Genomic DNA, 11,372 nt, shown 5'->3' with positions numbered 1-11,372 from the left:
GCCTGAGCGATTCCACCGCATAGCAGCTATACAGCACAGGAGTCCGTCGGTATGAAATTCGACCGTTTCTGTCAGGGGCTGGCCAACTGGACCGGTCGGCCGCTGACGTTTGGCATCGCTTTCCTGATGATTCTGGTGTGGGGCATCACCGGGCCGCTATTCCACTTCAACGACACCTGGCAACTGGTGATCAATACCTCGACCACCATCATCACCTTCCTGATGGTGTTCCTGATCCAGAACACCCAGAACCGCGACAATGACGAACTCCATATCAAGATCGACGAATTGCTGCGCACCACCCAGAAGGCGCACATGGCATTGCTCGACCTGGAACACATGGACCCGGCCGAACTGCATGCCTTGCGCAAGCACTACCAACAGATGGCGGAGCGCGACGACGAAGGGCAGAGACCCAAGGAATGACCTGCCACAAGCGGAGGCAAGCATGGCCAGACATATCATTCACTTTACCGGACCGATCAACTCATCCACCTGCGGCAACCTGATCAACACCTGCTCGCGGGCGATGCAGCAGGGTGCAGACGTGCTGCAGCTGAACATCGCCACCATGGGCGGCGAGTGCAGCTACGGCTTTACCCTGTACAACTACCTGCGCGCCTTGCCGATCAGGGTACACACCCACAACCTCGGCACCGTCGAGTCCATGGGCAATATCCTGTTTCTGGCGGGCGAACACCGCACGGCGTGCAGCTACAGCAAGTTCCTGTTCCACCCGTTTCACTGGACGCTGCATGGCTCGGTGGATCATTCACGCATGGCCGAGTACGCCATGAGCCTGGATTACGACCTGCGCCTGTATGCGCAGATCGTCGCCGAGCGTACGGAGGGCAGCAGCGAAGTGTTGGATGTGCCGCGCTACCTCATGGCCTACCCGCGCATCCTTGGCCCCAGGGAAGCGCTGGAGAGCGGCATGATCCACGCCATCGACGAAATGCCGATGGCGAGCGAGGTCTGCCAGTGGAGTGTGCATGCCTGAAACCGGGCATGCTCAGCGTACCGACGCGGCGACCGTGCGGTCGCACGCCAGCAGAGAGCGAATCACCGCTTTAATCTCGGTGTTAAGGGCCGACATCCGGTCCAGGTGCTGAAAGCGACAGTCGGCGATTTCATGGTCGGCTGTCGGTTTCGGGGCGTGGGCAAAGTCGGCCTCGAACACATAGTGCACACGCTCACCGGCTTCAAAGCGCATGAGCAAGGTCAAGGTATCGGCCTGCAAGCCAGTCTCTTCGCGTAATTCCCGCTCGGCCGCCTGCACCGGCGTCTCTCCCGGCTCGATCTTGCCGCCGGGCAAGGTCCACGGTGCCTTGGGTTTTCTCACCCAGAGCCATTTCTGCGTTTGCTTGCCATGCCGGCAAATGATGGTGGCGCGGTGTTTGACTGGCTTCATGCGGCCTCCTGCGGCAATTCCCTGGTTCATAAGGGTTTGTCCGCAGGCGCGCAATGAACGTTCTGTTTGACTGGCTAACGGTTCAGCAGGGCACCGAGCCGCTCAGCGCCTCGATGGTCTCGACCAGCTCGTCATAGCCCACTGGCTTGTTCAGGTGACGATCAAAGCCCGACTGGCGTGATTTGTACTGGTCGGCACTGGCTCCGTAGCCGGTGAGGGCGATCGCGGGCGTATGACGCAGGTGGGCAAGGCCGCGCAGGGCCTTGATCAGTGCGTGACCGTCCATGCCTGGCATGCCGATGTCCGAAATGATGACGTCATAGTCGCCATTGGCTGCAGCCTCCAGCGCCGTCAACGGATCGCTGTACGCCGCGACCTCGGCGCTTTCCATCTCCAGCAGCGTCTGCATGACCTCCAGCACTTCGGGTGAGTCGTCGACCAGCAAGATCGTCGTGCCTTGCAGCCGTCCCTCGCTGACCGGTTCTGCAACGTCTGAGCGCAATTGCACACCGGGGTCGCACAACGGCAGGCGTACGGTAAAGGTGCAGCCTTTGCCGAGCCCTGCCGAGCTGGCTTCGACACTGCCGCCATGGGCTTCGGTCAGCTGGCGCACCAGTGACAGGCCGATGCCGAGGCCCTCACGGCCATGGCTGGCCACTTGCGGCGCCGCCTGGCTGAACAGGTCGAAGATATGCTCCAGGTTGTCGTGGCTCAAGCCCACGCCCTGGTCGATCACCTGCAGGCGTGCCTGGGTTTCGTCGTGGCTCAGCACCAGGCGAATGTCATTACCCGCCGGGCTGAACTTGAGCGCGTTGTTCAGCAGGTTCCAGATGATCTGCTCCAGGCGCGTCAAGTCGCCCTCGATCATCAGCGGCTGGTCGTCGGCTGGCATTTCCAAGCGTACCGGGCAAGGGTGCTGTTCGCTCAGCACCACCGCATGGATGCCCCGAACGATAGCGCCGAGGTCCACGGGTTCAGTCTTGAGTTTGAGTTTGCCGGTGCGAATACGCGCCACATCGAGCAGGTCATCGATGATCCGGGCCTGGCTGGACACCGCTTCGCAGATGGTGCCAACAGCCTTGCTGGCGGCGCCGATGCTCTTGATCGTCGGCAGCCGGCGAAGGATTTCGGCGTTGAGCTGGATCAGGTTGAGCGGGTGTTTGAGTTCGTGGGACATCACCGCGAAGAACTCGTCCTTCATGTGGCTGGAGGTCTGCGATTCGGCCAGTTGCTTGCTCAGGCGCTCTTCACCCAGGCGCACGCGCTCTTCGGCGGCGTGGCTCTTGCTGATGTCGATGAAGGTGAGCACGGTGCCGTCGATCTCTTGCTCGCTGGAGCGATACGGCAGCAAGCGCGCCAGGTACCAATGGTTGTCCTGGGCGCCGATCTCGCGCTCGATGATGGTTTCACCCTTGGCCACGGCGCGGGCGTCATCGGCCAGTGCCGGGTAATCGAGGCGGTGGGTGATGTCCAGCAGCGAGCGGCCGGTGTCCACCGGCAGCATGCTGAACAAGTCGGTGGCGCGCGGGGTGAACCAGCGAATGCGCAGGTTGCGGTCGACGAACACCGTGGCGATGTCGGTCGAGGCGATCAGGTTGCTCAGGTAGTCGTTGACCTTGTCGGTTTCCTCGACCTTGTTCTTGAGCTCGTAGTTGACGGTGAGCAACTCCTCGTTGATCGATTGCAGCTCTTCCTTGCTGGTTTCCAGTTCTTCGCTGGCCGAACGCAGTTCTTCGTTGATGGCCTGCATTTCTTCGTTGGAGGCGGTCAGCGCTTCGCTGGATACCTCCGACTGTTCGATGGTTTCCTGCAGTTGCTGGCGGGTACGCTGCAGCTCGCGCTCCAGGTTGTTCAGCACCATGCTGTCGGTCTGGCGGATGACCCCTGGCAGCGGCAAGGACGGGTCGGGCGCACGCTCTTCGAACACCACCAGCAGGCACTCGCCGGTGCTGAGTTCGTCCTTGAAGGGCTGCACGGTGATCTCGGCTTGCTGCCTGTGTTCACCTTCGCCAAGGTCGACCGGCCGCGAGGTGACGGCCTCGGTGCCCTGGCGGGCCTGGAACAGGGTGCTGCGCAAGGCCAGGCGCAGGCTCGGCAGCACCAGGTTGAGCAGGTTACGGCTCGGCTCGCCCCCTGCCAGCTGCAGGTAGCGCCCGACGCCGTCGCTCATGTGCAGGATATTGCCGTCGCCATCGATGATCAGGCTTGGCGGCATGCGGCGGGCCAGGGCGCGCTGGTGCATCTCGGCATAGGACGGTTTGCGTCCGGGCTTGGCCTTGGCCTGAAGGTCCTGGGCGATGCCGGTCAAGTTCGCCCCGGGCAGCTGGCGGCCTGAGCGGCGGCCGGCCGGGCTGACGTCACGGGCGCGGAAGATGCGGTTGCGCTTGTCTACCGGGGCGAACAGTTCACCGGCCACATCGGCCGATTCTGAGGTGCCGAGGAACAGGTACCCACCGCTGCGCAGGGCATAGTGGAACATCTGCAGGATGTCGTGCTGGACTTCGCGGTCGAGGTAGATCAGCAGGTTGCGGCAGACGATCAGGTCGATCTGCGAGAACGGCGGGTCGGACAGCAGGTTATGGCGGGCGAACAGCACCTTCTCGCGCACCTCCTTGCGCACCCGGTAATGCTGGTCTTCCTTGACGAAGAACTGGCGTAGCCGGGTAGGTGGCACGTCGGTAACGATCGCCTCGGGATAGGAACCCGCTCGGGCGATACCGATGGCGCGTTCGTCGAGATCGCTGGCGAACACCTGGAGCTTGCGTGCGCGCTGTTCCAGGGCCAGTTGCTCACACACCAGCATGGCCAGGCTGTAAGCCTCTTCGCCGGTGGAGCAGCCCGCTGACCAGATGCGGATCTCGCGGTTGTCCTCGCCTTCGCTGGCCAATTGCGGCAGCACGTGACGTTCCAGCGATTCAAAGGCCTCGCGGTCGCGGAAGAAATTGGTCACACCGATGAGCATGTCGCCGAGCAAGGCAGTCGCTTCGCTGCCGTGTTGCTCCAGGTAGTTCAGGTAACTGCCCAAGTCGGTCTGCCCGGTCACATGCAGGCGGCGCTCGATCCGCCGTAGCACGGTGGCACGCTTGTAATGCTGGAAGTCATGGCCGGTGGCGGTGCGCAGTTGCAGCAGGATTTCTTCGAGCAATGGCTCGGCGGCCTGGGCATCGCTGGCCCGGGTGCCCAACGGCGGCGGCAGGGTATCGTCTTCGATCTCCGGCAATTTCACCTGCCGCGCCGTGCGCCACAGTTCCGTCAGCTTCTGCGGCATCTCGGCAGCCGGCAGCACCAGGTCGACCATACCGGTCTCGATGGCGGCGCGCGGCATGCTGTCGTACTGGGCGTCGTCCGGGGTCTGCGCCAGGGTCACGCCGCCTTGTTCCTTGATCCGCGACAGGCCCACCGCACCGTCGGCACCGGTGCCCGACAACACCACGCAGAAGGCGTGGTCCTTGTGCACGTCGGCCAGGTCACGGAAGAACAGGTCGATGGCCACATGGTCGCCGCGTCGGCGGTTGGCCGGAGTGACGCGCAGGTAGCCGTCGTTGGTGGAAAGACGGTTGGCCGGCGAAATCACATAGACATGGTTGCGTTCGATCGGCACCGGCTCGGTGACTTGGCGCACCGGCATCGGCGTGGCTTCCTGGATGATCCTGTCGGCCACGCTCTGGTGGTCGGGCGACAGGTGCAACACCACCACAAAGGCTGCACCGCAATCGCCGGGCATCTGCTGGAAGAAGGTGCGGATTGCCTCCAGCCCTCCAGCCGACGCACCGATACCGACCACCGGGAAATCCAGGTGGCTTGGGCTCAGCGCGGGGTTTTGCGGCGATGCGGGTTGCTCAGTCATGAGGATGCCTTGTGCAGACCTTGAAGATGGCCCTTTGAAGCATCGCCGGGCAGATGAGCGAGCATTATAGGCCGCTCGTCGGTTCTGCTGCGAGGCTTGGCAGTGTGAGGCCGTTTGCAGTTGTGACCATGAAGTTGTGACCCTTGAGCGGGAGAAAAATTGCCCGGCCAAAACCCGCTACGCAATCATTTGCAACGGGGGCCTTTGGCGCCACCGGTCAGCCGCTTGCAATCCGATTGAGCAGAACCTGCCATCGCCTGTTCGGAACCAGGGCAGGGCACCGTTTCATGCGCCCACCCCATCCGCATCGCAAGGAGAAAGGACATGGCTGGTGATCAACAACGGACCGGACAACGTGGCGGCACAAAGGAGACCAACCCAGGCAACTTCGCCAACGACCGCGAACGTGCATCCCGGGCTGGCCACAAAGGTGGCCAGGCGTCGGGCGGTAACTTCGCCAATGACCGGCAGCGGGCATCGGAAGCCGGCCGCAAGGGCGGGCAGAACAGCCACGGAGGCGGCCGCCAGCAGCAATGACGAGGCTCGCTGAGGCCCGCCTGCATCAGGGTAGCAGGCCAGGACCCTGATGCATCCCATTGAATTGTTCGACAATCTTTTTGAATCTTTCGCGGACGGCATCACTCAATGAATAGTCATCCATGGAGAAGAGGAGGGCCGCGTGATGCCTAGTCCCCAGCTGTACATTATCGATTACCTGCTGCACGGCCAGCCGCGCAGTTTCATTATCCGGCTCGAGAAAATCGATAACGCCGAGGCTTGGCACTGGGCCAGTTGTGATGCAGGGATCGGCATCATCCCGAAATTCGGCCGGGAGAGGATCAAGAAGGTGAGCCGGCCAATGGCCGAGCGTTACGGAATAACCGCAGTGAGCTGGCGGCCTTCAGGCAGCAAGCCCAGCCAGACCGTCAGCGATTCAAGTGTGACCAGCTGACCCTTCATGCACCGGATTCGGGGTCGCTCGCAGGCACTCCGGGCCGGTTCTGCTCATCCTCAGTCAGGTTGGGATCGGCGTCCGGGTCAGCTGCCCGGTCGTTGCGGTCTTCTGGGTCCAGTTCGGGCCAATCGTCCTGGGCGCTACCTCCGCCCATTTGCAGTATCCGGTTCATGATGGCGCCCTCGCTTGGCGAAAAAGGCCCACCCGAGGGTGGGCCAAGCACAGGAGTGATGAGCGGTGATGATTGACCACCGCTCATGGATTGAGAGTGCCGGGCGCCCACGCATGATCACTTGCATTACCGTCGGCACCGACCGACGGTATCAAGTGCCGCTGTACTTGACGGCCGCTGCGGTGCGTGAGGTGACATTCAGCGCCTTGAGCAACGATGAAACGTGAATACGGACGGTGAACGGCGAGATGTCCAGGGCGCGGGCAATTTCCTTGTTGGTCTTGCCCTGGGCGATCAGGCGCAGCACCTCGTGCTGACGCTGAGTGAGTTGTTCCAGCTCGTTGGCGCTGCCCAGGTTCGGCAACAGGCCGGAAGGGCTGTACTTGACCAGAACCTCGCCGTCCCGGATAGCCAGGATCGCCGCGCCGAGTTCATCAGGGGCGATGCTTTTACCAATGAAGCCATCCACGCCGCAGGCCATGACGTGTTCGATCAGCGCCGGCTCGTCGACCATCGACACGATGATCAGGGTGGTACGGCGCAACAGCTGACGCAGTTCGGCCAGGCGCTCGATGCAATCGAGCCCAGGGAAGCGCAGGTCGAGAATCAGCGTGTCTGGCACCTCGCCCTGGCGGGCAAGCGCCAGGACCTGCTGCAGGTCACCGGCCTCTTCCAGTTGCGCTTGCGGCAATACCCGCTGCACGGTACGGACCATGGCTTCCCTGAACAGCGGATGGTCGTCCGCCACGATGATGCGGCACGTCACGATCTGGCACTCCCTGTGAACGGCGTTGTCGCCACCATGCTAACTTAGCAGCCTGCTGCCGCAAACGCCCGCAAGCGCTGCGCCAAGAAGGCGCCTAGGCGGCCCCGTGCACAAGGACGTTTACCATGGACTACAACAAGAACAACGAGCTCGACCAGGCCAACCTGCGGGTCATCGTCGCCAGTTGCGCGCTGGTCTACATCACCGTGCTGGGTTTCCTGCCGGGTGAATCGATCGCCAGCTACCTGCCGGTGATCTACTACATCATCAGTTTCATCCTGCTGTCGATCGGCCTGCGCCAGGCCATTGCCCGTTGGCCAGGGCACTACCCATGGCGGCGGGTACTGGGCATCGTGCATGACTACACCGGCACCTGTTTCGGCCTGGTGCTGGGCGGCGAAGCGGCGCTGCCGCTGTACGCGGTGATGGTCTGGGTCAACCTCGGCAACGGCATGCGCTTCGGTACCCGCTACCTGGCCATCGCCACGGTACTGGCGCTGACCGCGCTGGTCGCGGTGTACCAGCTCAACCCGTACTGGCAGGCCAACCCGTTCATGGTACTGATGCTGCTCACCACCAGTACGGTCATCCCGCTCTACGCCCACATGCTCCTTGAGCGCACGCGCAAGGCTTCGGAACTGGCGATGGCGGCCACCCGGGAAAAGTCGCGTTTTCTCGCCCAGGCCAGCCATGACTTGCGCCAGCCAATCCACTCCATCGGCCTGTTCACTGCCTGCCTGCGCGAGGCACCGCTGGCCGAGCAGGAGCGGCGCCTGGTGGACAGCATCGACCGCTCGCTGCTCAACGTGTCGCAGCTGTTCCGCTCGATCCTCGACCTGTACACGCTGGACAACGGCAGGGTGCAGCCCAAGTACGAGGCCTTCGCGTTGCACGAGTTTCTCGCCGAACTGCTGCGCCAGAACGCCGAAGCAGCGCGCTGGGCTGGTGTCGAGATGCGCTTGCGCCCGTGTGCCTGTTGGACCCGCGCCGACCGCGGCATGCTCGCGACCATGGTGCAGAACGTACTGTCCAACAGCTTTAAGTACGCAGCCCAGCGGCCGCTGCTGATCGGTGTGCGGCGTCATGGCCAGGCGTTGGCCATCGTGGTCTATGACCAAGGGCGCGGGATCGATGAGGCGCACCTGGGTTTGGTCTTTGAAGAGTTCTATCGGGTACGCCAGGTGCGTGACAAGGATGTCGAAGGTGTTGGCCTGGGCCTTTCGATCGTCAAGCGCCTGGGGCATTTGATGGGCATGCAGGTTCAGCTGCGTTCGCACCTGGGGCGTGGTACGGCGGTGAGCCTGCAAGGCTTGCCGCGCCTGGCGGCACAACCGGTGGCCCGGAGCAATGAACAGCAGGTGTTGCAAGGCGCCATGTTCGGCGGCCTGAAGGTGTGCCTGGTGGAAGACGATCACAACGTCCTGCGCGCGACCTCGGCGCTGCTGCAGCGTTGGGGCTGCGAAGTTGAAGCGCATAGTTCCCCCTTGGGGCTGGTCAGCGAATGTGACGTGATCGTTGCCGATTACGACCTGGGCCAGGAGGCCACCGGCGTCGATTGCATCGAGGGTTTGCGGGCACAGCGGGGCTGGGAGGTGCCGGCGTTGATCATGACCGGGCATGACCTGGAGAAGATCCAGGCGATCGTGCAGGGGCGCAATATCGCGCTCTTGTCCAAGCCGGTGCGCCCGGCGGAGTTGCGTGCGGCCCTGCGAGAACTGCGCGAGGTGCCGTCGGCGCCGCAAACAGCGGCCGGCGCCGATGGCAGAGGCAGCATCACTGCAGGATGATCGCCTGGCCTTCCTTCAGGCAGGACGGGGTCGGCTCATACAGGCCCATGCTGCCCACGGCAACGATTGCGCCGCTGGGCATCTGGCAGTTGTACTCGCCTTTGGCGGTGGTGGCAGTGTAGTAGGTGATGGTGCTGTCGCTACGGACGTTGGCGACCTTGCTGACCGGAGTATTGAGGGCGAACTCGGCGCGTTCCTTGAGGGTCTGCTCGGAGGGTTTGATGGTCTGGCAACCGGCGACGGTGAACAGGACGGCGGCGCTCAGCAGGAGCTTGGCAGGTTTCATGAGGGTGGGCTTCCTTGGCGTGGGGTGTGGCGGATGGCCGGACTATAGCGCCGAGGAGCGGGCAGGGCATTAGGGCGGATGTACGAGGTGGCTATGTGCCTTTATCTGCCGCCTGTGCCGGCCTCTTCGCGGCTAAAGCCGCTCCCACAGGTGCCGTCCAGGTCTCAGGCCTAAGGCGATAGCCCTAGCCACCGCAGTTCGCTCAGCTCCGCTTGGCCAGCTTGTGCGCCATGAACTGATGCGCAGGGGAAAACAGCCGGTTGAACGTCATCAGCACGGCGCACACCGTGCCCAGTGCCGACGCGGCGGCAATCAGGAACATGATGACGATCTGGTAACGCACCGCGTCCCCTGGCTGCTGGCCCGCCAGTATCTGGCCGGTCATCATGCCCGGCAGGCTGACGATACCGACCACCGACATCTGATTCAGCGTTGGCATCATGCCGGCCTTCAAGGCCTGGCTCGCCGCGGCACGTGCCGCCTCCCAGCGCGTACCGCCGAGCGACAGAATCATGTCCACCACCGGCCGCTGGGCACTTAGCTCACGGGTCATGCGGTCGATGCCCAAGGCGACGGCGGTCAGGGTATTGCCGAGGATCATGCCAAGAATGGGAATGGCGTACTGGGGCTCGTACCAAGGGCGTACCCGCAGCACCACAAACAGGCCGATCGCCGTAACCAGCCAGGCACTCAGACCGACCGACAAGACGCTGTCGGCCAACTGCCCTCGATGGCGAAGCTGGCCTCTGCCCGCTGCCGAAAACCCGGCAATATGCGTCATGCTGAGCATCAGCGGCAGCACGATGTACCACTGGGCATGCTGGAACACCCAGCCAAGGATGTAGCCGATGGCCAACAGCTGGGTGATGGTGCGCAGCGACGCAATGAGCAACTGGCGCTCCAGCTGCAGCTTCAGCAGTAGCGACAGCAGGCCGTTGATCAGGATCAGCGCGGCGGCAATCGCTACGTCGGTGTAGGCAAGGTTGTGGTAGTTCATTTCAACAGGGTGCCCTGGTCCATCGTCAAGGTGCGCGTACTGACGCGTCGGGCTTGAGCATGATCGTGGGTGATCCACAGGAAAGCCCGGGCATCAGGTGACGCGTCGAGCCAGTTCATGACCAGCGTTTCAACGGCGGCCACCGATTGTGGGTCGAGCGCCGAGGTCGGTTCGTCGAGCAGCAGCACCTGCGGCGCCAGCAGCAGGGCCCGCACCAGCGCGACCAACTGTGCCTCGCCACCGGACAGGTCGCTGCCAGCTTTGTCGAGAAAGCGGCGTGGCTTGCCAGCGAGTTCCAGCAGGCCCGCCGCGGTGGCGGCGTCGAAGCGCTTGTCTCGGTTGTGCTTGAGCGTGAAGGGCAGCCGCAGGTTTTCCATGACATTGCCTTCCACCAGCGCGGCACGTTGGGGCAGGTAGCAGGCGCGTGAGCGAAACTGCGGTATCAGTGGCGCTGTCACCGGTTCGCCCAGCCACAGCACTTCACCTGAGCTTGGCGCATCCAGCAGCGCCAGGGCGCGCAAGAAGACACTTTTGCCCGAACCTGACGCGCCGATGAGGGCTGTGCGCTCGCCAGCGAGCAGTGAAAAGTCGGTTGGCGCCAACATGACGGCCTGGGCCTGCACATCGGCACGGCCTAGCTGCCTGGCCTCGAGCAACACCGCTTCGGCGTGGGAGTTCTGCGGGCCTTTCAATGGTGAAGTTCCTTGACGCCAAATAGAAAAAGATAGTTTAAGCAGTCCAGTCGCAAGGTCAGGTTTTTTTGACAGAACTTTCACTTTGAATGGCTTAAATCAGCGCTAACGCAACACGCATATTGAGCAGGGCTGCCCATCATGCACACTTCGACGTTTGGTCATCACTTATTGTTTCTGGCGTTGTTCATTGCCTCTGTAGTGAGCTGGCTTTACCTGTGGTTGGTAGGCTTTCTGCATCCTTCGGTGGCAAGCAGCGACTGCCCGGTGCTCAAACCGGACGCCTTGACGGTGGTCGGGCTGTTGGCGACCCTGGGCTGCGCCGTGCTGGAATTCTTCAGCCCGTTCGAGGGGGTCACGTTGCTGATCGTGCTGCTGGTGATCGGCCTGATCATGCCTTGGGGCGGCGCATTGGGCGGCCGTTATCATGAGCGCCTGCGCACTCGCAGATTCTGATCT

13 protein-coding genes are annotated in these 11,372 nt (G+C 62.8%); 6 read left to right on the top strand and 7 right to left on the bottom strand.

Annotated elements, in window-relative coordinates; genetic code table 11:
* Window positions 1–51 precede the first annotated feature (51 nt).
* Entirely contained in the window at window positions 52–426 is a 375-nt protein-coding gene (locus tag ACQKPS_RS03210; protein ID WP_427602679.1) for a low affinity iron permease family protein, read from the top strand.
* A gap of 22 nt (window positions 427–448) precedes the next feature.
* Window positions 449–1,000, top strand: coding sequence for an ATP-dependent Clp protease proteolytic subunit (locus ACQKPS_RS03205; RefSeq protein ID WP_427602677.1), 552 nt, complete (start codon window positions 449–451; stop codon window positions 998–1,000).
* A 12-nt stretch (window positions 1,001–1,012) separates the two neighbouring features.
* Here ACQKPS_RS03205 and ACQKPS_RS03200 read toward each other — a convergent pair whose 3' ends face one another.
* Window positions 1,013–1,411 (bottom strand): NUDIX hydrolase, encoded by a 399-nt coding sequence (locus ACQKPS_RS03200; protein ID WP_254485450.1) that lies wholly within the window; start codon window positions 1,409–1,411, stop codon window positions 1,013–1,015.
* An 82-nt stretch (window positions 1,412–1,493) separates the two neighbouring features.
* Complete coding sequence (locus ACQKPS_RS03195) at window positions 1,494–5,258, bottom strand: CheR family methyltransferase (RefSeq protein WP_427602675.1); 3,765 nt, start codon at window positions 5,256–5,258, stop codon at window positions 1,494–1,496.
* Window positions 5,259–5,582: 324 nt separating this feature from the next.
* On the opposite strand from ACQKPS_RS03195, the gene ACQKPS_RS03190 reads away from it, so the two are divergent.
* Window positions 5,583–5,795 (top strand): general stress protein, encoded by a 213-nt coding sequence (locus ACQKPS_RS03190; protein WP_054884495.1) that lies wholly within the window; start codon window positions 5,583–5,585, stop codon window positions 5,793–5,795.
* Window positions 5,796–5,940: 145 nt separating this feature from the next.
* Window positions 5,941–6,210, top strand: a complete 270-nt coding sequence (locus ACQKPS_RS03185) for a DUF6555 family protein (RefSeq protein ID WP_254485452.1) — start codon at window positions 5,941–5,943, stop codon at window positions 6,208–6,210.
* Window positions 6,211–6,214: 4 nt separating this feature from the next.
* Here the strand turns inward: ACQKPS_RS03185 and ACQKPS_RS03180 are convergent, their stop codons facing one another.
* Complete coding sequence (locus ACQKPS_RS03180) at window positions 6,215–6,367, bottom strand: hypothetical protein (protein ID WP_254485453.1); 153 nt, start codon at window positions 6,365–6,367, stop codon at window positions 6,215–6,217.
* A 169-nt stretch (window positions 6,368–6,536) separates the two neighbouring features.
* The gene (locus ACQKPS_RS03175) at window positions 6,537–7,151 is read right to left on the bottom strand and encodes a LuxR C-terminal-related transcriptional regulator (protein WP_254485454.1); all 615 of its coding nucleotides are present in this window, start codon (window positions 7,149–7,151) and stop codon (window positions 6,537–6,539) included.
* Between the two features lie 125 nt (window positions 7,152–7,276).
* On the opposite strand from ACQKPS_RS03175, the gene ACQKPS_RS03170 reads away from it, so the two are divergent.
* On the top strand, window positions 7,277–8,938 hold the full coding sequence (locus ACQKPS_RS03170) for an ATP-binding response regulator (RefSeq protein WP_427602672.1): 1,662 nt from the start codon (window positions 7,277–7,279) through the stop codon (window positions 8,936–8,938).
* Here the strand turns inward: ACQKPS_RS03170 and ACQKPS_RS03165 are convergent.
* From ACQKPS_RS03165 to ACQKPS_RS03155, 3 genes are all read right to left on the bottom strand, one after another.
* Window positions 8,925–9,224, bottom strand: coding sequence for a hypothetical protein (locus tag ACQKPS_RS03165; protein ID WP_054884491.1), 300 nt, complete (start codon window positions 9,222–9,224; stop codon window positions 8,925–8,927). The two genes, ACQKPS_RS03170 and ACQKPS_RS03165, sit on opposite strands and share 14 nt — an antisense overlap.
* Before the next feature lie 202 nt (window positions 9,225–9,426).
* The gene (locus ACQKPS_RS03160) at window positions 9,427–10,221 is read right to left on the bottom strand and encodes an ABC transporter permease (RefSeq protein WP_427602669.1); all 795 of its coding nucleotides are present in this window, start codon (window positions 10,219–10,221) and stop codon (window positions 9,427–9,429) included.
* The gene (locus tag ACQKPS_RS03155) at window positions 10,218–10,913 is read right to left on the bottom strand and encodes an ABC transporter ATP-binding protein (protein WP_427602668.1); all 696 of its coding nucleotides are present in this window, start codon (window positions 10,911–10,913) and stop codon (window positions 10,218–10,220) included. The genes ACQKPS_RS03160 and ACQKPS_RS03155 overlap by 4 nt, the downstream gene beginning before the upstream one ends.
* A 141-nt stretch (window positions 10,914–11,054) precedes the next feature.
* Here ACQKPS_RS03155 and ACQKPS_RS03150 point away from each other — a divergent pair, with 141 nt between their 5' ends.
* Window positions 11,055–11,369, top strand: coding sequence for a hypothetical protein (locus ACQKPS_RS03150; RefSeq protein ID WP_283724172.1), 315 nt, complete (start codon window positions 11,055–11,057; stop codon window positions 11,367–11,369).
* Window positions 11,370–11,372: the final 3 nt, after the last annotated feature.

Source organism: Pseudomonas sp. NPDC086566 (assembly GCF_050280885.1).
GTDB classification, from domain to species: Bacteria; Pseudomonadota; Gammaproteobacteria; order Pseudomonadales; family Pseudomonadaceae; genus Aquipseudomonas; species Aquipseudomonas vlassakiae.
Note: the sequence above shows the minus strand (reverse complement) of the source record. Positions and strands in the feature narration are given on the sequence as shown.